We start from the raw sequence: 19,476 nt of genomic DNA on the forward strand, positions 1-19,476 counted from the left end.
GATATATACTAACTACGTATTTTTAAGGAGGATCATGTAGCAGCATGTCAATCGAAGTAGGGAGTGTGCTGGAAGGCATTGTAACGGGCATTACCAAGTTTGGTGCATTTATTGAATTATCTGACAAAAAGGTCGGCTTGGTTCATATTTCCGAAGTTGCCAATGAGTATGTCAAGGATGTCCATGATTTTTTGAAGGTTCAGGATAAGGTAAATGTCAAAGTCTTATCTGTTGACGAAAAAGGAAAAATCGGGTTATCCATCAAACAGACCCAGGCGGCGCCGGCTAAAAAAGAATTTTATCCGAAAAAAGAAATCCGCCAGCATCGCAGTTTTGATCAGAATCGCCGTTCTGCAGCTCCGGCATCATTTGAAGATCGACTCAGTAAGTTTTTGAAAGACAGCGACGAACGTCTGATGGATCTGAAGCGGAATACGGAATCAAAACGCGGCGGCAGAGGAGCCAGACGCTCCGATTGATAGACGGCTTGAGGGAATCATATGGTGAAGAGGAGTATTCCTGCGGGAATGCTCTTTTTGTTTTATGACATCTCGGATAGAGGCGGAGAGATTATGACTGAATACAAGAATTATGCTGTTATCGATATTGGCTCCAATTCTTTGAGGCTGATGAAAGGGCTTCTCGATCGATCGGGGCAATGGCAGTTTTCTCCTAAAGAGTTGGTGACAACGCGGCTTGGCAAGGATGTAGGCAAAACCGGGCGCTTGTGGGCCCCCGGGCGAGAGGCGTCGCTTGACGTGTTGGAACGATGGGCGCATCAGCTGTCGGGGATTCCTGTTTGCGCTGTTGCTACGAGCGCTGTTCGGGAAGCCAAAGACGGGCAGGCTTTTTTGGCTGAAATCCGCTGTCGTTTCGGCTGGAATTGCCGCACCGTTTCCGGTCGTGAAGAAGGAAGTCTCAGCTTCTGCGGCGCCACTGCCGCCGTGCCTCCGGAAAGATTGGTGACCGTGCTCGATATTGGCGGCGGCAGCAGTGAAATGACTGTCGGTAAAAATGGCGCCATGCTTACGACGCACAGCTATCCTCTCGGTGCCGTGCGTTTGACAGAAGGTGTGCTCACAACCGCCGCCGAGATAGCAGCCGTTGAACTTCGGTGCAACGCGGCGTGGCTGCCGTTGCCGGTAAAAACGCAGTACCTGATTGGCGTCGGCGGCACGTTGACGACGCTGGCAGCCATGGATTTGGGCCTTGCCTGCTATGATCCGAAACGCATTGAAGGATACAGCGTTTCGCTGGAACGGCTCAATTTCCAGATTTCCCGGCTGACGGCAATGGCGCCTGAAGAGCGGAAACATGTCGCCGGACTGCAGCCGGAGCGGAGCGAAATCATTGTGACCGGTCTCATTATCGCGCGTTCTTTCATGAAATATTACGGCTTTACAGTTCTTTCCGTCAGTGAAAAGGACCTGTTGGAAGGCGTTTTTTACAAAGAAGCTTTTTACGATGCGGCGCGGATGGTTTTTTGACGGAGGTGCCTATGGATTTCGTTCGTAAAGTGGCAGCATATTGCCGTGACAGCGGCTTGTTGCACCGAGACGAATGTATCGTTATTGCCTGTTCCGGCGGGTCCGACTCGTTGGCGCTGCTCGATGTTTTCAGCCGGCTGCGGCAGGAATGGCGGTTGCGGCTGGTTGTCTGCTATGTTCACCATGGTATTCGGGCCGCAGCCGATCGGGAAGCAGCCGTCGTTGAGCGAGCAGCAATGGAGCGGGAATGCGCTTTTTATTGTCATCGCGTTCGTGTACCGCAGCTGGCTGCGGCAACCCGTGAATCAATTGAGACGGCAGGCCGAAAAGTGCGCTACCGTCTGTTGCGGCAGACGGCGGCCGCTGTCGGTGCGGCGGCTATCGCCGTCGCGCATCACCGTGATGATCAGGCCGAAACGGTACTGCACCATTTTTTGCGCGGCAGCGGCACCGCAGGTCTCTGCGGCATGAGAGCGAGAAATCGGGACATTATCAGGCCCTTTTTAGGCGTAACGCGTCGTGAGATTGAAGCCTACGTTGCGGCGAGAAAGCTTCCGGTACAGATTGACGAGACCAACTTTCAGCGATTCTACTTGCGAAATCGATTGCGTCTCGATTTACTGCCGCTGCTGCGGCAGTACAATCCGGCTGTTACGGAAGACTTGAATCGACTGGCGGCGGTCATGCAGGGAGAGGACGATTTTCTTTGTGCCTATGCTGCAGCACTGGGGCGGAAATACGTGCGACCTGGCAGCGGCGGTTGGACGCTGTCCGTTGACGCATTGATGGCGCAGCCCGTCGCCATGCGTCGCCGTCTTATTCGTATCGGCGTCAGTAAGATGACGGCAACGCCGATTACGTTTCAACAGGTTGAAACGATCCTGGCCTTGGCCGCAAAAGCGACTGGCAAGGAATTTCGCATGAAAGGTGTCCGTGTCGTCTGCTCTTATCGCGAGTTGTGTTTCTTGCCGCCTGTGGCGCGACGGAAAACGACGGTTTCGTCGGATGCGTCTGTCGTCGCCGTTAACGGACCGGGTAGCTACCGTCTCGGCAAACGGCAGGTCGTCCTGGCCGGTGCCGTTACGCCGCCCGTGCGAGACAACGTATTGCTGCGCTGCGGAACTGTGACGGCTTGGCAATTACGCTATCGGCGTCCCGGCGATTATATCTGTTTGCAGAACGGCAGTACGAAGAAGCTTAAGAAGTTTTTTATTGATCAGAAAATTCCGGCATCCCGGCGCGATCAGATTCCCTTGCTCTGCAACGGGCAGGAAATCATCTGGATTTGCGGGTATGCCGTTAACAGCCGTTATTTTCCCGCTGCGGGAGAGGACTATATACGAGGATGGATTCAGGAGGAGACTGTATAATGGATAAAGATGTAAAAGAAATATTATTGACTGCCGAACAGATCCAACAACGCGTTGCCGAACTGGGAGCGCAGATCACGGCCGACTATGAAGGCAAGACGATCTTGCTGTGCGGTATTTTGAAAGGCGCTGTTACCTTTTTTACGGATCTATCCCGTCATATCCGGGTACCCGTCGAATTTGACTTTTTGAGCTGTTCCAGTTACGGTTCGTCGACAACGTCGTCGGGATTTGTTAAAATCCGGAAGGATCTGGACAGTGAAGTTGAGGGACGGGATATTCTGATTGTCGAGGATATTATCGATACGGGAACGACGTTGAGCAAGTTGGTGCCGCTGCTGCAAGACCGAGGGGCAAAAAGCGTCAGGCTGGCGACGATTCTCAGCAAGCCGTCACGCCGTATCGCCGATGTGACTGTCGATTATAACGGCTTTGAAGTTCCCGATGCGTTCGTCGTCGGTTACGGGTTGGATTATAACGGCTTCTATCGCAATTTGCCCTACATCGGAATCTTAAAAGAAGAAGTTTATAATAAATAATAATTCTTGTTGCTTTTTCCGAAGTGTGGTAAGATAAAACTATATCAGCCTTCTTGGCTGTGTGAATATAAGAATGTGAAAGGAGCAGTATTTTGAGTAAATTTGTTCGAAATGTAGGACTGTATTTGCTTCTCATCGTCGTGGCCGTATCCATTTTTGATATGTTTACGACGTCCCGGACGGATAAGTCGGAAATCACATATACGAACTTTATCAACCAGGTGCAACAGCACAAGGTCGATTCGGTTCAAATTACGGCAGATCATGCTATTGTCGGGCAGTTGAAAGACGGTACGTCGTTCACGTCTTATGCGCCCAGTGATACGGCCTTGATACCGGCGCTGCGTGAAGCTGAAGTCAATATCATGGCCAAGCCGCCGGAACAGCCGGCCTGGTGGGTCAGTCTGCTCAGTTCGGTGTTGCCCATACTGATCCTCATCGGCGTCTGGTTTTTCATCATGCAGCAGACTCAGGGCGGCGGCAGCAGGGTGATGAATTTCGGCAAGAGCCATGCCAAGATGCATGGTGAAGGAAAGATAAAAGTTTCTTTCAAAGATGTGGCCGGCGAAGATGAAGCGAAGGAAGAATTGTCGGAAATCGTCGGTTTTCTGCGCAATCCTGGCAAATATAACACTATCGGCGCGAAGATTCCCAAGGGTGTTCTTCTTTTCGGACCTCCCGGTACGGGCAAGACGCTTTTGGCAAGAGCCGTTGCCGGCGAAGCCGGCGTGCCCTTTTTCAGTATCAGCGGTTCCGACTTCGTGGAAATGTTTGTCGGTGTCGGAGCGTCCCGTGTCCGCGATCTGTTTTCCCAGGCGAAGAAGAATGCGCCGTGCATTGTCTTTATCGATGAAATCGATGCCGTCGGTCGCCAGCGCGGCGCCGGTCTCGGCGGCGGTCATGACGAACGGGAGCAGACGCTGAATCAGCTGTTGGTTGAAATGGATGGCTTCGGCGCCAATGAAGGCATTATTACGATTGCCGCAACGAATCGTCCCGATATTCTTGACCCTGCGCTGCTGCGTCCGGGCCGTTTCGACCGACAAATTACCGTTGATCGTCCCGACTTGCGCGGCCGATTGGCAATCTTGGAAGTGCATGCTAAGGGAAAACCGTTGGGAAAAGACGTAGATTTAAAAACTATTGCCAAGAAGACACCGGGCTTTACCGGAGCCGATCTGGGAAATCTGCTTAATGAAGCGGCGTTGCTGGCTGCCAGAGCGGATAAGCGGATTATCGGCATGGCGGAACTGGAAGAAGCCAGCGAAAAAGTCAGCTTCGGGCCGGAACGGCGCAGTCACGTAATCAGCGATAAGGAAAAACGCCTGACTGCCGTTCACGAATCAGGTCATGCGCTGATTGCTTATCTGCTGCCTGACGCGGATCCCGTCCACAAGGTGACGATCATTCCCCGCGGCCGTGCCGGCGGCTATACGATGATGCTTCCTGAAGAAGACAGGTCGTATGAAACGAAATCGTATTATTTGGCGCAGATCCGTGTTGCCTTAGGCGGCAGGGCTGCGGAACAAATTGTTTTCAACGAAATCAGCAGCGGCGCTTCCGGCGACTTACAGAGCGTTACCCGGATCGTACGGCAAATGATTACCCGTCTCGGCATGAGCGAAAAGTTGGGACCGATGGTTTTCGGCGAACAACAGGAACAGGTTTTTCTCGGTAAAAACTTAGGTCATGAACGCAATTACGGCGAAGGCATTGCCGAGTTGATCGACAGTGAAATGCATGATATCGTTTCCCGGGCCTATGAAGATGTATTGCAGACGCTGCGTGATCATCTGGATGCCTTAAAGAGTATGGCAAACGCGCTGATTGAGGTGGAAACGATCAATCGCGAGCAAGTGGATAATCTCGTCAAATACGGTTCGCTGACGGCCCCTGAACCTGCCGTTGCTGTGACGGAAGCGACGGAAAGCGGGACGCTGGCCGTGCAAAGTGAAAGCAGTCCCTGGGGAAATTAAGGACCACATAGTGTTTGTATTCGCATATGAGGCCGTGACGCTGTGTCGCGGCCTTTTTTATATACGGAAACGATCGTCTCTTGGGCGGCAAAGGAGGAACGGAGATAATCATGAGGAATGATATTCTGGATTATTTATTGGCACACAGAGGGGAATATATTTCAGGGCAAAAGCTTTCGGAGCAACTGGGGGTTTCGCGGACGGCGGTATGGAAGCACATTCAGTTGTTGAAACAGCGGAATTACCGGATCGAATCACATACGAAACGGGGATACTGTCTGCATGAAGCGCCGGAACTTCTGCCGCCAGAACGCATTCTTGACGGGTTGAAGACCGTTACTCTGGGACGGGAAATTGCGTATTATGAAAGGGTTTCCTCGACGAACACCCTTGCCAAGCAGTTGGCCGATCAAGGTGCGCCTGAAGGTACGCTGGTGCTGGCGGAAGAGCAGTTCGGCGGCCGCGGTCGTCTGGATCGCGCCTTTCTTTCCCCCTTTGCACAGGGGCTTTGGTTTTCGCTTATTTTACGGCCGCCTTTTCTGCCGATGGAAGTTGCCAAAATGACGCTTTTAGCTGCAGTTGCGCTGACCAGGGCCATCCGTCATATGGGCGTGCAATGCGCCATTAAATGGCCGAATGATTTGCTCGTAAAGGGGCGCAAATTAGTGGGTATCCTGACGGAATTAAATGCTTCCATGGAGCGATTAAACTATCTTGTTTTGGGAATGGGAATCAATACCTCCTTAAAAGAGGAAGATGTATCGCCTGAGCTGCGTCGTATTGTCACGAGCTTCGCCATGGAACAGGTACCGGTCAGTCGGCAAAAATTGCTGCAAGAAGTGCTTTGCCAGCTGGAAAAATATTATATGATTGCCAAGGAAGACGGGTTCGCGCCGATTCTGCAAGAATGGAAGGAATTATCGTGCATCTTGGGAACGGAAGTGGGAGTTGCGCTGCCGCAAGGAAACATTATCGGTACCGCCGTTGATCTCGATGACAGCGGCAACTTGATTGTTGTTGCGGCAGACGGCAGAAAAGAAACGATTTTGGCCGGAGATGTTCGTGTGCGACCGGTACATAAATAGGATTGTAAACCTGGATAAAAATATTTTTTATTGACAATATGATAACGGCTCATTACAATAGAAGCGTCACCATATTCATGACAAGGAGGGGTTGCAATGCCTTTGCAAAAAATGATTGGCGCCGCTTTTTTTGCGGCCCTTATCGGAATTTTATCACAGCTTTCTCTGCCTATCGGTGCCGTGCCCCATACGCTTCAGGTTTTTGCTGTTGTTTTGGCCGGCGTCGTCATGGGGCCGCGGTACGGCGCATTAAGCGTTGTCGTCTGGATTCTGCTCGGCTTTTTCGGTATCCCTGTATTCGCCATGGCACAGGCGGGGCCGTCAATCGTTCTCGGTCCGTTAGGCGGCTTCATGATCGGCTTTGTCGTCCAGGCTTTTGTCTGCGGTTTTTGCCGGCTTTCTGCGGGAACGTTGTTTCGCAGGGTGGGGATCGCACTGTTATCCCTGTGTATTGTATATCTCATCGGCGCCGTTTGGTTTACGGCGACGTACACGTACTTGCTGCAAAAACCGATGACGTTGAGTCAGGCCTTTCTCGTTTGCGCGCTGCCGTTTATTCCCTTCGATGCGGTGAAAGTTGTGTTGGCTGTCGGCATCGGCAGTCGTATTGCCGGAGCCTTGAAAAAAGCGGGCGCCGATTTCTTTTAAAGACTGTTCAAGGACGGGAAACTCTGTTATCATATAAGGCGTAATTAACTTATTTTTGCAGGGGAGATCGTTAACTTATGGTTTTAGTAATTGATGTAGGCAATACGAATATTGTCCTGGGTATCTTCGACGGTAAAGCGTTGCTTGATCATTGGCGCATTTCAACAGACCGCTTGCGGACGACCGATGAATACGGGGTTCTGATCCGCAATCTGTTTTATGCCAACGGCGTGGATGCCGAAGCGATTCAGGATATCATCATTTCTTCCGTCGTACCGCCCGTAATGCCTACATTGGAACGGATGTGCCAGCGTTATTTCGGCCTCGTGCCGTTGGTCATCGGACCGGGTGTCAAGACCGGCATGGACATTAAGTATGACAATCCGCGCGAAGTTGGCGCCGACCGTATCGTCAATGCCGTTGCCGCTTATGAAATGTACGGCGGTCCCGTTATCATTATCGATTTCGGAACGGCGACAACCTTCTGCGCCGTTGACAGGAAGGGCGTCTATTTGGGCGGCTCCATCTGTCCGGGTATTGGGATTTCAACGGAAGCCTTAGTGCAGCGTACGGCCAAGCTGCCGCGCATCGAAGTTCGCCGCACGGACAAGGTCATTTGCCGCAATACGGTTGAAAGTATGCAAGCCGGCGTGTTTTACGGCTTTGTCGGTCAAGTTGACGGGTTGGTGGCACGGATGCAAAAGGAATTGGGAAGCAGGGCGAAGGTCGTTGCTACGGGAGGCCTGGCCGTGATCATTGCTCCCGAGGCGAAGTCGATTGATGTTGTCGAACCGATGCTGACGCTTGAAGGATTGCGGATTATCTATGAACGAAATCGTTAAACCGCTCCGCCTCGGTTCCCTACAATTGGATATGCCGGTTGCCTTGGCTCCTATGGCCGGAGTCTGCGATCTACCGTACCGCGTCATTGCCCGCAGCTATGGCGCGGCTTTGGTTTGCACGGAAATGGTCAGCGCCAAGGGGATTTGTTATCATAATCTGCACACGAGAGAAATGCTGCGTGTTGATGAACGGGAACATCCGCTTTCGTTGCAGTTATTCGGCAATGAGCCGGAGACCATGGCGCGCGGCGCCGCTGCTGCCGAGGAAGCCGGCGCTGATGTGATCGATATTAATATGGGCTGTCCCGTCAAAAAGGTGGTCGGCAACGGGGAAGGCGCTGCATTATTGACTAATCTGCCGCTGGCGACGGCCATTATTGCCGCCGTTGTTCGCGCCGTTTCGCTGCCGGTTACAGTAAAAATGCGCACCGGTTGGGACGCAGGTTCTTTTACGGCGCCTGAGCTGGCCAAGCGGGCCGAAGCGGTCGGTGCCGCCGCCGTCATCGTCCATGGCAGAACGAGAGAACAATTTTACGGCGGTAAAGCGGACAGGACGAAAATCAAACAGGTTGTCGATGCCGTATCGATCCCCGTTTTCGGTAACGGCGATATCTGTGACGGGCCGACGGCGTTGCAGATGTTCCGGGAGACCGGCTGTGCCGGCGTTATGATTGGGCGCGGCGCCCAGGGAAATCCCTGGATATTTCCGCAAATATGCCGGTATTTGCAGACCGGAGAAATCGTTCCGCCGCCGTCGGCGCAGGAACGATATGACCAGCTGCTGCAGCACTTTGACCGCCTGTTGGCGTTTAAGGGCGATTACATAGGCTTGCGCGAAATGCGTTCTCATGCGGCGTGGTATACGAAAGGCCTATATGCGTCTACGGCCCTGCGACAGGCGTTGAATCAGGCGATGACACCGGCGGAATTCCGGCACATCGTCGAAGCCGCCAGAGCCGCCTTATGAGGTTGTCTGGAGTGAGCGCCAATGCCGCTGCCAAGGATTGACAAGGTATTCAGGGAAGCATATAATTAAACGTAATTGCATATTCAGACAGCGGCGTTTTTCCTGCTGCTGAGACCATAGGATCAGGCAAAGGAGTATAACCATGAATACAACGGAAACTTTGATTACCGAAGAAGGGCTGCAGAAATTAAAAGATGAGTTGGCCGAACTGAAATCGGTTCGCCGCATTCAGGTATCGAAACGGATTCAGGAAGCCATCGCGCTCGGTGATTTGAGTGAAAACTCGGAATATGATGATGCAAAAAATGAACAAGCGTTTATTGAAGGCCGTATTGCCGAATTGGAAGGCAAAATCAGGACGGCAAAAATAATTGAAGAGACCGGTGACGGCACAGATACGGTTCGTCTCGGTTCAAAGGTTGTCCTGGAAGATGTGGAAACGGGTGAACGGTTTGAATATACCGTCGTCGGCACGGCTGAAGCCGATCCGTTCAACAACCGCATTTCCAATGAATCCCCCGTCGGCGTCGCTATCTTGGGGAAGAAAATCGATAAGGCGTCTCCCGTCATCGTAGCCGTTAAGGCTCCTGCCGGCGAATTGAGCTATCGTATCTTACCGATGGAAGCATAAAAATCAGGAGATTAACACAGGAGGAGTTACTATGTCGGAAATGCGCAGTACGGAAACGATGGCGATGGAAGCGGAAAAGTTAAATGACCAAATGGTCGTGCGCCGCGAAAAAATGCAGCAGTTCATAGATGCCGGAGTTTATCCCTTCGGACAGAAATTTGCATGGGATCATCATGCGGCAGAAATTAAAGAAGGAGCGGTGGCACTGGAAGCGGCAGGTACGAAAGTACGCGTTGCCGGTCGGCTGATGGCGCTGCGCCGTCATGGCAAGACCGCTTTTTGTGTACTCCGTGACATTAGCGGCGAAATTCAACTTTATTTCCGCAAAGACGTTTTAGGAGAAGAATCGTATACGCTTTTCAAGCTTCTTGATATTGGGGATATTATCGGCGTTGACGGCGATGTGTTCACGACACATACAGGCGAAACGACGATTCGCGTCGAAACGTGGACGTTATTGTCGAAATCGCTGCGGCCGCTGCCGGAAAAATTTCACGGGTTGACGGACAAGGAAATGCGGTATCGCCAACGGTATTTGGATCTTATTGTCAATCCCGAGGTTAAAGATACCTTTATCAAGCGTTCGAAAATTATTAAAGGCATTCGCGCTTACCTGGATCAACGCGGCTTTCTGGAAGTGGAAACGCCGATGCTTCATAATATTGCCGGCGGCGCTGCGGCCAGACCTTTCAAGACCCATCACAATGCTTTGGATATGGATATTTTTCTGCGAATCGCGCCGGAACTTCATTTGAAGCGTCTGCTTGTCGGCGGCTTGGAACGCGTTTATGAAATGAACCGCTGCTTCCGCAATGAAGGAATCGATACGCGTCATAATCCTGAGTTCACAACTGTTGAGTTGTATCAGGCATTCGGCGATCTGGAAGACGTAATCGCCCTGACGGAAGAACTGGTATCCGGCTTGGCGCAGTCACTTTACGGGACGATGAAGATTACCTATATCGATCAGGACATTGATTTGACGCCGCCGTGGAATCGTATGACGATGATTGAAGCCGTCGCCAAATATACGGGAAAAGATTTTGCCGCTGTCACGACGTTGGAAGAGGCCCGGGCCATTGCCGATGAACTCCATGTGGAATACACGGAGCATGACGGAATCGGCAAGATCATTAACGGGTGTTTTGAAGACTATGTCGAAGAAAATTTGATCGAGCCGACGGTGATTACCGGTCATCCGTTGGAGATTTCACCGTTAACGAAGCAGGACCGGGATAATCCTCTCCTGACATATCGTTTTGAAGCCTTTATTTATGGCCGTGAGCTGGCAAACGGTTTCTCCGAATTAAATGATCCCCTGGATCAGCGGGATCGCTTTATGCAGCAGATGAAGGAACGGGAATTAGGTGACGACGAAGCGCATCAAATGGATGAAGATTATTGCCGCGCCTTGGAATACGGTTTGCCACCGACAGGCGGTTTGGGCATCGGCATCGACCGGTTAGTCATGTTTTTGACGAACAGCGCATCTATACGTGATGTCCTGCTTTTCCCGTTAAGTCGTCCGGAACAGAAATAGTTTGCTTGTTGCGCACCCTTTGGAATGTTGTTTCAAAGGGTGTTTTTTTCAATACCTGTCGAGGAGGTAAGGAATGAAGCGTATAGGGATTCTTTTAGGCGGACTGTATCTTTTCGGCTGCACGGCGGCTTGGGCCGGCGACGCCGTTCCGACAGTCGCTTCAACAAATGAAGCCGGTGTTGTTATGTCTGCAAAAACGGCAGTGCGTAAAAGCGGAGACCCTTCTGTGGAGGACGGTAAAGATACTTTCGCCCGTCAAAATACGGCGATTGGGGCGGACGAATTGCCGCAATTGCATGAGGAAACGGACTCGCAGCCGGGCGGTGTGCGTTTTCATTTTTCGCTGCCTTCGGCTGTACAATCCGTTAATCGCGATGCTGTGCAACCCATCGCGATTGCGCCTTTGACAGAAGCTGATTTCACTATTGGCAGTTTGCGCCGTGGCGATGAAGAGGCGAAGGTACTTTCCGTGTACGGGCGGCCTGACAAACGCAAGGTGACGGAACATTTCACTACGCTGGAGTATGATCGGCCGGACTTGGAGCTGCGCGTCGTTCTGCGCAATCCGCATTTGCCGGCAGTGCCCGGGCAGGATGGAAAGATAAAGGGCGGCGGCGTGGAAGCGGTTTACCTGGCGAAGGGGCAAGATATCGCTGCAGGTCGCGGCATCTATTTGAAAAATGTGGCCGAACTGTTGGTGCGTGCTTACGGCGCGCCGGCAAAAATATTGCGCGATCCCGATGCCAATGTGTTCTACTTCCTTTATGAAGATCCCGGTGCAAGCGAAATCCTCGCTTTCGCCGTCGCCGATCGTAAGATCGAGCGGATTGCCATGATGGCGCCGCGGGCGCCGTATGCAGACGATTTACGCCGCCTTGATCCGATTCGGCGAGACGAGAGAGACTTTACCTTGATGGGCGTTGTGCCGCGTACGGCCTTTGATCTTAACGCGTATTCGAAGTGGAAAAGCATGCTTAAGGGCAGCGGCGGGAATTTCTGGATATATGGCGATTATGGATTGGAGGCCGATCGTCTGGCCCGCGTCGATAAGGTATTCCTGATGACGAACAGCGCCTATACCGGTCGCGGCGCCTCTATCGGATACCATTTGTCGACGATTTTGGCGCTGTACGGCGAGCCGAGCAGGATCGAGTGGGGGCCTGACGGGGCGACCGGCGTCGACGGGTACTATTATGACAGTCCTTACGATAAAGATGTATCGCTTCTCTTTGTTGTTCGCCACGACGGGCAGTATATTGACGATGTGATCCTGTTGACCGGCCCTGTTACGGATTTGCAGAGCGCGGCGGGGCGGTATGATCTGGCTGAGAAGAAGGGGGAGAAATTTAAGTAGATAAATTCCTTTACTTATGTGACGACTTTCAAGTATAATAAATATATAAATAAAACTAGCAAATGAAGGTGATTTTCATGGTTACAGATGCAGATGTGTTAAAACGATGGAAGTACATTGCCCAAGAAGAGGAGAAGTTGTTGATTCTTATTGGCGGTCCCGGATCGGGCAAAAGCAAATTAATCCGTGAACTGACCTATCAGGATGGCTGGAAAATCTGTGAAGCGAAAGAGTTGTTTGATGATGAGTTTTTGGAAGTGCCTCGGGCCGATCGACCGGAAAAGGCTACAGAACTTATTTCTGCGGCTATACATCGGCTCAATGCACGCGTTGTTATGATTGACAATGTCAGTTTTCTCTTTGCTCCGATTCTCAATTTAAATCCGATTCACATGCTGAAAGAACTGAGCCGCGAATGTCCGATCATCGTCAGCTGGCGAGGGACCTTGGACGGCGATACGCTGTATTTTGAGCACAACGGTGATCCGAAGTACGCTAAGTTTAAAATCGAAAATCCCAATCATGTCATTTCGCTGGATTGATCTCTGATAAAAAGACGCTGTTCGAAAGAATAGCGTCTTTTTTTCCGCATGTGGCTGTGCTATAATCTACGCAGTACGTATTGTTTTTGACGTTTGGAGGAATGATTGCGTGAATGATTATATTATTGCCGTTATTTTAGGCATCGTAGAAGGGGTTACGGAGTACCTTCCTGTCTCCTCGACAGGACACATGATTCTTGTCGGCGATTGGCTCGGCTTTACCGGGGTGCGTGCCGGCGTATTTGAGGTCTTTATTCAGCTGGGAGCGATTCTTTCCGTATTGCTCATCTATAAAGACAAGTTTTTATATATGCTGCAGCAATACCGCTGTTGGCATCTCTTGTCTCCGGTCAATTGGCGGCGCCGCGATACGGGGCTGACATTGGCTCATGTCGCGGCTGGAATTGTGCCGGTTATGATTATCGGCTTTTTTGCTCACCATGCGATTAAAACGTATCTTTTTTCTGCCGGGACAGTGATTATTGGCCTGATCATCGGCGGTCTTTTTATGTTGGCAGCTGAAAAATCCCGTGTCCGCACTGTTTGTGATGATGTTAACGAACTGACGGTTATCCAGTCTTTTTTTGTCGGCGCTTTCCAGATTTTGGCTCTCTGGCCGGGGTTTTCACGTTCCGGCTCGACGATAGCCGGCGGGTTGTTTTTAGGGCTCAGCCGCAAGGCGGCAGCGGATTTTTCTTTTATCATTGCCGTGCCGGTTATGATGATTGCCTGTTTTTACGACTTGCTGAAAAGTCTTGCCGACTTAAACGGCAATGACATGATCATGATCCTTATCGGCTTTGTTGTCGCTTTTGTCGTGGCCTATATTTCGGTACTCTGGTTCCTGAAGTTCCTGAATAAATCGACGTTGGCTTCGTTTGCTTACTACCGCTTCGTGGTCGCACTGGTCGCGTTTATCCATTTCTTTGTCATTTCATAAAGGAAAAACCGTTTCGCCTTCTCGCGGCGAAACGGTTTTTTATATTCCTATGGCATTTTATCAATAGCGGGAAGAATTCATGAAATCCTTTTAGTCAGGTAAAAGGACGAGGAAGCGGCAAGGCGTTGTTTTTGTAATGCCGTTTTTCGACTGTTCTTCTTTAGTGAAGGAAAGAAAGAGACATCACTGCCTATTCATAGGACTCCGATACGGCTAAAAACGCTTGCCGTATTTCCGCAATAGCCGGCGTCATGTCTTCGTTTTCCGGAAAATCACTGCACAGGCTATACATAAAATTGGCAAACAACAGGTTGACGCCTTCCGTATACAATAGATAATAATAAAATATCTCGTTGTTTTCCGTCGGCAAGAGCGGTACCAATTTGTCATTGGCTTTGAAGGCTGCTTTGTAAAAACGGAGGATATCTTCTTTGATTCTGCATAAATTTACTGCTTTTTGGTCGTAATCCTCTTGTAAGGCCATGCCGAAATCGGAGAGCGTTTTGGGTACCTTACTCAGTTCCTCCGGCGCCGGTATTTCTGCGTGTTCCAGCATGTGCAGCAGCGTGTGCAGGGCCGTAATGATAGATTCGCAGAAAAAATTGAACGTAAATAATCCGCGTGTGCCCGCGATCGTTTGTGATTCATACTTTTTTTCCATGAGAGCATCTCCTTGCGTAGTCGTAATTCATGCTTATTGTACCACAGTTATGAAAAAAATTTGAGTCCGAAAGCAGAATGTGATACCATAGGAAAGAGAGCCTGATGCACTTGATGTAATTGACCTTGGGAGGCGGACATGAATCAGCCAAAAAAGATAAAGCTACAAAAACGCACTCGCTCTGCGGCGCGTATCCATAAAGGGTTATCAATGCCTGTCGGTTCAGCCGATGAAGACAGCATCATCAGTTTTCGTGATTTTGGAGAGTTAAAGGAAAAGTATTTTCGTTTTTCCGGCACCTTACAGCGGCAGCCCTTTGTTTTGCGAACTCTTGTCCTGATGTTCGGGCAAGCTTTTTTTTCGCTGATTCTGTACAGCAGGCTGGTAGAGGCGTTGCTCATCGGCAGAATCGATTTGGCGCTGCTCTTTGCGGTCATCTTTTTGGCGTTGACCGTTCCCGTCGTTTGGGCGCAGATCTCTGTCGGCAGTCGTCGCTTGCGGGATATGGGACGAAGCGGCTGGTTGTTCGCCGTTCCCTTTTCCAGCTATTCTTGCTGCTATATTTTGCCTGTTCTCGGGGCTGCGGCATACTGGCAATTCGCGGCGGCGGCCACTGTCGTTTTGTATTTTCTCCTGGCCCTGGTCAAGGGAACGGCTGCGGCCGAACCGCGCCGGCGTTAGAGCGGAGGCAATCGGATGAACGTGAGCACAGAGGAGTCGCGTACGATGAGTATACCTATGTTGAAGGCGGATCACTTGAGTCATTCCTATACGGATGAAGCGGGGCGCACGGTTTACGCTGTCAAAGACGTATCTTTTTCCATTGATGAAGGAGAATTTGTTGCGATTATCGGAACCAACGGGTCGGGAAAATCGACGTTGGCCAAGCATTTTAACGCGTTGTTACGGCCGACGGAAGGCAGTTGTGAAGTTTGTGGCATGCAGACGGCGCAAGAAGAAAATTTATGGAATATCAGGCAGCATGTCGGGATGGTTTTTCAGAACCCGGATAATCAAATCGTGGCAGCTGTCGTTGAAGAAGATGTCGCATTCGGTCCGGAAAATCTCGGCGTTCCCTCTGCCGAAATAAAAGAACGGGTGCGGACTGCTTTGGAACGGGTGCAGATGACACAGTATGCCAAGCATGGTCCCCATCTGTTGAGCGGCGGCCAAAAGCAGCGTATCGCCATTGCCGGAATCCTGGCCATGCAGTCCCGCTGCATCGTCCTTGACGAGCCGACAGCAATGCTTGATCCGAAGGGTCGGCGCGAGGTCATGGATACGCTTTTACAGCTGCACGATGAAGGCATTACCATCGTTCTGATCACGCACTTCATGGAAGAAGCGGTTCGAGCCGACCGCGTTCTCGTCATGAATCAAGGCGAGCTTGTCTTGGAAGGAACGCCGCGCGACGTTTTTACGCATGTCCGTAAACTGCAGATGATGGGGCTTGACGTGCCCGTTGCCGCTGAGTTGGCGGCGCTTCTGCGAGAAAAAGGCGTTGCCGTAAGCGGCCAGATCATCACAAAGGAAGAGTTGGGAGATTCTTTATGTCCATTGTTTTAACGGGAGTACGGCATACGTACGGTGTGGGAACGCCTTTTGAAAAAACGGCGCTCCATCATATAGACTTGGAAATTCATGCCGGTGAGTTTGTCGGAATTATCGGGCATACCGGTTCCGGAAAGTCGACGCTGGTCCAGATTTTAAACGGCTTGTTGCAGCCGACGGAAGGAACGGTTACTGTCGACGGCATCAATATCGGTAAAAAGGATAAGGAGGCTATGACGATGCGGCATACGGTCGGCATGGTTTTCCAATACCCGGAATATCAATTATTTGAAGAAACGATTGCAAAAGATATCGCCTTCGGTCCCCGTAATTTCGGACTCAATGAAGAAGCTGTCGAGGAACGTGTCAAGGAAGCGATGGAGTTTGTCGGTCTCGATTATGAAACTTACGCGGCTCGGTCGCCGTTTCGGCTGAGTGGCGGTCAGATGCGGCGCGTGGCTATTGCCGGCGTCATTGCCATTCATCCCGCCTATTTGATTCTCGATGAACCGTCTGCCGGTCTGGATCCGGCCGGCAGACGCGAGATATTTTCGGAAATATTGCGTTGGCACCGTGAAAAAGGCATTACGGTTATCCTCGTTTCCCATAATATGGAAGATATTGCACAGATGGCTGACCGACTTATTGTTCTTGACGGCGGTAATATTGTTTTGGACGGTGAGCCGCTGCGGATTTTTTCTGAAGAGGAAGCGATACTCCGTAAAGCAGGTGTTGCCGTTCCGCCTGTTACGGATGTATTGCGTTATCTGCACGGACGCGGTCTGCCGGTACAGGAGCGCGTGAAAACCGTAGCAGAAGGCGCGGAGTCCATTTATGCGTCGCTGAAAGGGGCAGAGCATGCTCACTGATATTACGTTAGGTCAATATTTCCCGGGAGTTTCGTTTATTCACAAACTTGACCCGCGCGTTAAAATCGTTTGTACGTTGATTTTTATTGTTGCCATTTTCTTTGCCGATTCCCTTGTCTCTTACGGTATTGTGACGGCTTTCGTAGTTACTTGCTTTTTGACGGCAAAATTGCCGCCGCGGTTGATTGTCAAATCGATCAAGCCCCTTTGGGTTATTGTCGCTTTTACGCTGGGGATCCATTTATTCACGACACCGGGGGAAGCGATCTGGCAATACGGCATTTTCCACATTACGCGCGAAGGCATCGCGCAAGGGGCGCTGATGACGGCAAGGCTGGTCTACTTGATCGTTTTTTCTTCTTTGTTGACCTATACGACTTCGCCGATCGTTTTGACCGACGGTATCGAACATTTGCTGAATCCATTTCGGCGCTTCGGCGTTCCTGCCCACGAACTGGCGATGATGATGATGATTGCGATGCGGTTTATTCCGACGCTGTTGGAGGAAACGGATCGAATCATGAAAGCCCAGACGGCGAGGGGAGCGAATTTTACGAGCGGCAGCTTGTGGCAGCGCGGCAAAAATATGATTCCTTTATTGGTTCCGCTTTTTGTCAGCGCTTTTCGCCGTGCCGACGATCTGGCGACGGCGATGGAGTCGCGATGCTATCGCGGCGGTGAAGGCCGGACGAGGATGACGGAGCTGGTGCATACGTATCGGGATTATGTCGCTGTTTTCGCCGTTCTCGGCGTCACTGTCGTTTTGGCGGTATTGCGGTGGGGCATATGAAAAAGAATATCTGTCTAGTCGTTGCGTATGACGGTACTGACTTTTACGGCTTCCAACGGCAGTCCAAAGCTCCTTCGGTGCAGCAGTGCCTGGAAGAAGCGTTGGCAACTATTTACCGGACGCAGATCACTGTTTATGGAGCGGCCAGAACCGATGCCGGTGTTCATGCCCGCGGTCAAGTTGTCAATTTTTACGGCGCCGGCACGATTCCTACGGAAAAACTTCCTTACGCGATGAAAGGCTGTCTGCCGCGTACGATCGCCGTACTTTCAGCACGGGAAATGACCGATGCTTTCAGCGTTCGCCATGACAATAAAGGAAAGCATTATCGATACATCATCAATAACGGCAGGATCCACGATCCGTTTTTACTGCGGTACAGTTGGTTCATTCGCAGGAAACTGGACTTGCAGGCAATGCGGGAAGGCGCTTCGCTGCTCTTGGGAAAACATGATTTTTCGGCATTTGAAGGCGCCAATACAACGCCGATGAACCCGGTAAAAACACTATATTCTCTGACTGTTGAACCAATATCGGCCGGTATCTGCATTGATGTTGTCGGTGACGGCTTTTTATATCATATGGTACGGAATATTGCCGGCGGTCTCGTCGATGTCGGCCTGGGCAGATTTTCCCAAACTGATCTTTCCGCTATTCTTGCAGGCAAAGATCGGACCCGTTTGGGTGCGACGGCGCCGGCACAAGGGCTTACGTTGGAAGAGGTTTTTTATTCAGAAGAGCGCCTGAACGAAAAAATCGCTCAGCTCCGGTCCCGCCGCTGTTAAGGGTATTATTGCTGCACAGCGTTTGACATGCCGGCATGCGATGTAAGCTTTTCTGCGTACAAAAAAATATGGTATAATAAAATTTACATGATATACTGTCTTTCGCAACATGAGACAGCATGTGCGAGTTAACCGGCACATTACTATTTTGACTGCTCCGGCAGTCGCTAAAAGGAAAGATACCGTTTATGACAGATAAAACCTTGGGCTGGATGCTGCGACTTGTCGGCCTTTTAGCTATCATTGCCGTTCTCTGGGGAATCCAGCTGATCTTGCCCGATTTCTATACGACTATGTGGCAACTCCTGATCGACGGAGATTTGGAAGGGCTGACGGCATATATCTCGTCTTTTGGCTATGAGGCGATACTGATCAGCATATTCATGATCGCTTTTATCAATGCCATCGGACTTCCGTCGATTCCGTTCCTTACTGTAAACGGCGTAATCTTCGGATTGATACCGGGTATCGTCATTTCTTGGATCGGAGAAGTCCTTGGCATTGAGATCAGTTTTCGCCTGACGCGAAAACTGCTGCGAAAACAGGCGCAAAAAGTGATTCAACGGAGCAATATGCTGGAAAAGCTGGATTCGTACAGCTGTGTCAAGACGATCATGGCCGGGCGGGCTATACCGTATTCTCCGAATGTCGTCGTTACGGCGCTCAGTTCATTAAGCCATATATCTTATAAAGATCATTTTGTAGCCAATCTGTTCGGAAAAATCCCTGCCGTTATCATTGAAGTGTGGTTCGGACATGACCTGTTACTGATTCGTGAACATTGGGGACGATTGCTGGTACTGACATTTGTCGTTATTGCCGTTTACGCATTCCTCTGGTGGCGGCGTAAACATCAGTAAAAATAAGTGCTGCAGAGAGCAGCAATAAACCATCAAAAA

Annotated in this window: 21 protein-coding genes; 20 read left to right on the forward strand and 1 reads right to left on the reverse strand. The window is 50.8% G+C overall.

Annotated features, from left to right (window positions below; translation table 11 throughout):
• Window positions 1-44 precede the first annotated feature (44 nt).
• The 14 genes from HMPREF1250_RS10675 to HMPREF1250_RS10740 all read left to right on the forward strand — a co-directional run bounded on the left by HMPREF1250_RS10675 (window position 45) and on the right by HMPREF1250_RS10740 (window position 13,921).
• Window positions 45-479, forward strand: coding sequence for a S1 domain-containing RNA-binding protein (locus HMPREF1250_RS10675; RefSeq protein ID WP_023054615.1), 435 nt, complete (start codon window positions 45-47; stop codon window positions 477-479).
• Window positions 480-572: 93 nt separating this feature from the next.
• Window positions 573-1,487 carry a phosphatase gene (locus HMPREF1250_RS10680; RefSeq protein ID WP_036243386.1) on the forward strand — a complete coding sequence of 305 codons (915 nt, stop codon included), beginning with the start codon at window positions 573-575 and terminating at the stop codon, window positions 1,485-1,487.
• 11 nt (window positions 1,488-1,498) lie between these two features.
• A complete protein-coding gene (tilS, locus tag HMPREF1250_RS10685) occupies window positions 1,499-2,857 on the forward strand; it encodes a tRNA lysidine(34) synthetase TilS (RefSeq protein WP_023054651.1) in 1,359 nt (452 codons plus the stop codon).
• On the forward strand, window positions 2,857-3,396 hold the full coding sequence (hpt, locus tag HMPREF1250_RS10690) for a hypoxanthine phosphoribosyltransferase (protein ID WP_023054670.1): 540 nt from the start codon (window positions 2,857-2,859) through the stop codon (window positions 3,394-3,396). Before tilS ends, hpt begins: the two co-directional genes overlap by 1 nt.
• 161 nt (window positions 3,397-3,557) lie before the next feature.
• Window positions 3,558-5,372 (forward strand): ATP-dependent zinc metalloprotease FtsH, encoded by a 1,815-nt coding sequence (gene ftsH, locus HMPREF1250_RS10695; RefSeq protein ID WP_419177290.1) that lies wholly within the window; start codon window positions 3,558-3,560, stop codon window positions 5,370-5,372.
• A 110-nt stretch (window positions 5,373-5,482) separates the two neighbouring features.
• On the forward strand, window positions 5,483-6,457 hold the full coding sequence (locus tag HMPREF1250_RS10700; RefSeq protein ID WP_036243353.1) for a biotin--[acetyl-CoA-carboxylase] ligase: 975 nt from the start codon (window positions 5,483-5,485) through the stop codon (window positions 6,455-6,457).
• Between the two features lie 96 nt (window positions 6,458-6,553).
• Window positions 6,554-7,105, forward strand: coding sequence for a biotin transporter BioY (locus HMPREF1250_RS10705; RefSeq protein ID WP_023054641.1), 552 nt, complete (start codon window positions 6,554-6,556; stop codon window positions 7,103-7,105).
• Between the two features lie 77 nt (window positions 7,106-7,182).
• Window positions 7,183-7,947, forward strand: a complete 765-nt coding sequence (locus tag HMPREF1250_RS10710; protein ID WP_023054660.1) for a type III pantothenate kinase — start codon at window positions 7,183-7,185, stop codon at window positions 7,945-7,947.
• Window positions 7,931-8,914 (forward strand): tRNA dihydrouridine synthase DusB, encoded by a 984-nt coding sequence (dusB, locus tag HMPREF1250_RS10715; RefSeq protein WP_023054623.1) that lies wholly within the window; start codon window positions 7,931-7,933, stop codon window positions 8,912-8,914. The genes HMPREF1250_RS10710 and dusB overlap by 17 nt, the downstream gene beginning before the upstream one ends.
• A 142-nt stretch (window positions 8,915-9,056) precedes the next feature.
• A complete protein-coding gene (gene greA / locus HMPREF1250_RS10720) occupies window positions 9,057-9,545 on the forward strand; it encodes a transcription elongation factor GreA (protein WP_023054678.1) in 489 nt (162 codons plus the stop codon).
• A 31-nt stretch (window positions 9,546-9,576) separates the two neighbouring features.
• Complete coding sequence (gene lysS, locus HMPREF1250_RS10725; protein ID WP_023054674.1) at window positions 9,577-11,085, forward strand: lysine--tRNA ligase; 1,509 nt, start codon at window positions 9,577-9,579, stop codon at window positions 11,083-11,085.
• A 73-nt stretch (window positions 11,086-11,158) separates the two neighbouring features.
• Entirely contained in the window at window positions 11,159-12,439 is a 1,281-nt protein-coding gene (locus HMPREF1250_RS10730) for a hypothetical protein (protein ID WP_023054675.1), read from the forward strand.
• Between the two features lie 77 nt (window positions 12,440-12,516).
• The gene (gene brxF, locus HMPREF1250_RS10735) at window positions 12,517-12,981 is read left to right on the forward strand and encodes a BREX-3 system P-loop-containing protein BrxF (RefSeq protein WP_023054652.1); all 465 of its coding nucleotides are present in this window, start codon (window positions 12,517-12,519) and stop codon (window positions 12,979-12,981) included.
• Window positions 12,982-13,090: 109 nt separating this feature from the next.
• A complete protein-coding gene (locus HMPREF1250_RS10740; protein WP_023054592.1) occupies window positions 13,091-13,921 on the forward strand; it encodes an undecaprenyl-diphosphate phosphatase in 831 nt (276 codons plus the stop codon).
• Window positions 13,922-14,111: 190 nt separating this feature from the next.
• On the opposite strand, the gene HMPREF1250_RS10745 is transcribed toward HMPREF1250_RS10740, so the two are convergent.
• Window positions 14,112-14,582 carry a hypothetical protein gene (locus tag HMPREF1250_RS10745; RefSeq protein WP_023054648.1) on the reverse strand — a complete coding sequence of 157 codons (471 nt, stop codon included), beginning with the start codon at window positions 14,580-14,582 and terminating at the stop codon, window positions 14,112-14,114.
• Between the two features lie 138 nt (window positions 14,583-14,720).
• Here HMPREF1250_RS10745 and HMPREF1250_RS10750 point away from each other — a divergent pair, with 138 nt between their 5' ends.
• The 6 genes from HMPREF1250_RS10750 to HMPREF1250_RS10775 all read left to right on the forward strand — a co-directional run bounded on the left by HMPREF1250_RS10750 (window position 14,721) and on the right by HMPREF1250_RS10775 (window position 19,437).
• On the forward strand, window positions 14,721-15,263 hold the full coding sequence (locus tag HMPREF1250_RS10750; RefSeq protein WP_023054627.1) for a DUF805 domain-containing protein: 543 nt from the start codon (window positions 14,721-14,723) through the stop codon (window positions 15,261-15,263).
• Window positions 15,264-15,308: 45 nt separating this feature from the next.
• Complete coding sequence (locus HMPREF1250_RS10755) at window positions 15,309-16,148, forward strand: energy-coupling factor transporter ATPase (RefSeq protein ID WP_036243356.1); 840 nt, start codon at window positions 15,309-15,311, stop codon at window positions 16,146-16,148.
• Window positions 16,133-17,002: an energy-coupling factor transporter ATPase gene (locus HMPREF1250_RS10760; RefSeq protein ID WP_023054639.1), complete on the forward strand. Its 870-nt coding sequence runs from the start codon at window positions 16,133-16,135 to the stop codon at window positions 17,000-17,002. The genes HMPREF1250_RS10755 and HMPREF1250_RS10760 overlap by 16 nt, the downstream gene beginning before the upstream one ends.
• Window positions 16,992-17,792: an energy-coupling factor transporter transmembrane component T family protein gene (locus tag HMPREF1250_RS10765; RefSeq protein WP_023054657.1), complete on the forward strand. Its 801-nt coding sequence runs from the start codon at window positions 16,992-16,994 to the stop codon at window positions 17,790-17,792. The genes HMPREF1250_RS10760 and HMPREF1250_RS10765 overlap by 11 nt, the downstream gene beginning before the upstream one ends.
• Window positions 17,789-18,577: a tRNA pseudouridine(38-40) synthase TruA gene (gene truA / locus HMPREF1250_RS10770; RefSeq protein WP_036243358.1), complete on the forward strand. Its 789-nt coding sequence runs from the start codon at window positions 17,789-17,791 to the stop codon at window positions 18,575-18,577. Before HMPREF1250_RS10765 ends, truA begins: the two co-directional genes overlap by 4 nt.
• A 188-nt stretch (window positions 18,578-18,765) precedes the next feature.
• Window positions 18,766-19,437 carry a TVP38/TMEM64 family protein gene (locus HMPREF1250_RS10775; RefSeq protein WP_023054629.1) on the forward strand — a complete coding sequence of 224 codons (672 nt, stop codon included), beginning with the start codon at window positions 18,766-18,768 and terminating at the stop codon, window positions 19,435-19,437.
• The last annotated feature ends 39 nt before the right edge of the window (window positions 19,438-19,476 follow it).

The sequence above is a fragment of the Megasphaera vaginalis (ex Srinivasan et al. 2021) genome, assembly GCF_000478965.1.
Classification (GTDB): Bacteria; Bacillota; Negativicutes; order Veillonellales; family Megasphaeraceae; genus Megasphaera; species Megasphaera vaginalis.

What these genes read in the sequence shown, in the direction of transcription:
- HMPREF1250_RS10705 (WP_023054641.1), top strand. Translation starts at nt 6,554, where the DNA reads ATGCCTTTGCAAAAAATGATTGGCGCCGCTTTTTTTGCGGCCCTTATC.
- HMPREF1250_RS10750 (WP_023054627.1), top strand. Translation starts at nt 14,721, where the DNA reads ATGAATCAGCCAAAAAAGATAAAGCTACAAAAACGCACTCGCTCTGCG.
- lysS (WP_023054674.1), top strand. Translation starts at nt 9,577, where the DNA reads ATGTCGGAAATGCGCAGTACGGAAACGATGGCGATGGAAGCGGAAAAG.
- HMPREF1250_RS10745 (WP_023054648.1), bottom strand. Translation starts at nt 14,582, where the DNA reads ATGGAAAAAAAGTATGAATCACAAACGATCGCGGGCACACGCGGATTA.
- HMPREF1250_RS10680 (WP_036243386.1), top strand. Translation starts at nt 573, where the DNA reads ATGACTGAATACAAGAATTATGCTGTTATCGATATTGGCTCCAATTCT.
- brxF (WP_023054652.1), top strand. Translation starts at nt 12,517, where the DNA reads ATGGTTACAGATGCAGATGTGTTAAAACGATGGAAGTACATTGCCCAA.
- HMPREF1250_RS10755 (WP_036243356.1), top strand. Translation starts at nt 15,309, where the DNA reads ATGAGTATACCTATGTTGAAGGCGGATCACTTGAGTCATTCCTATACG.
- ftsH (WP_419177290.1), top strand. Translation starts at nt 3,558, where the DNA reads ATGTTTACGACGTCCCGGACGGATAAGTCGGAAATCACATATACGAAC.
- dusB (WP_023054623.1), top strand. Translation starts at nt 7,931, where the DNA reads ATGAACGAAATCGTTAAACCGCTCCGCCTCGGTTCCCTACAATTGGAT.
- hpt (WP_023054670.1), top strand. Translation starts at nt 2,857, where the DNA reads ATGGATAAAGATGTAAAAGAAATATTATTGACTGCCGAACAGATCCAA.
- greA (WP_023054678.1), top strand. Translation starts at nt 9,057, where the DNA reads ATGAATACAACGGAAACTTTGATTACCGAAGAAGGGCTGCAGAAATTA.
- HMPREF1250_RS10730 (WP_023054675.1), top strand. Translation starts at nt 11,159, where the DNA reads ATGAAGCGTATAGGGATTCTTTTAGGCGGACTGTATCTTTTCGGCTGC.
- truA (WP_036243358.1), top strand. Translation starts at nt 17,789, where the DNA reads ATGAAAAAGAATATCTGTCTAGTCGTTGCGTATGACGGTACTGACTTT.
- tilS (WP_023054651.1), top strand. Translation starts at nt 1,499, where the DNA reads ATGGATTTCGTTCGTAAAGTGGCAGCATATTGCCGTGACAGCGGCTTG.
- HMPREF1250_RS10765 (WP_023054657.1), top strand. Translation starts at nt 16,992, where the DNA reads ATGCTCACTGATATTACGTTAGGTCAATATTTCCCGGGAGTTTCGTTT.
- HMPREF1250_RS10710 (WP_023054660.1), top strand. Translation starts at nt 7,183, where the DNA reads ATGGTTTTAGTAATTGATGTAGGCAATACGAATATTGTCCTGGGTATC.
- HMPREF1250_RS10675 (WP_023054615.1), top strand. Translation starts at nt 45, where the DNA reads ATGTCAATCGAAGTAGGGAGTGTGCTGGAAGGCATTGTAACGGGCATT.
- HMPREF1250_RS10700 (WP_036243353.1), top strand. Translation starts at nt 5,483, where the DNA reads ATGAGGAATGATATTCTGGATTATTTATTGGCACACAGAGGGGAATAT.
- HMPREF1250_RS10775 (WP_023054629.1), top strand. Translation starts at nt 18,766, where the DNA reads ATGACAGATAAAACCTTGGGCTGGATGCTGCGACTTGTCGGCCTTTTA.
- HMPREF1250_RS10760 (WP_023054639.1), top strand. Translation starts at nt 16,133, where the DNA reads ATGTCCATTGTTTTAACGGGAGTACGGCATACGTACGGTGTGGGAACG.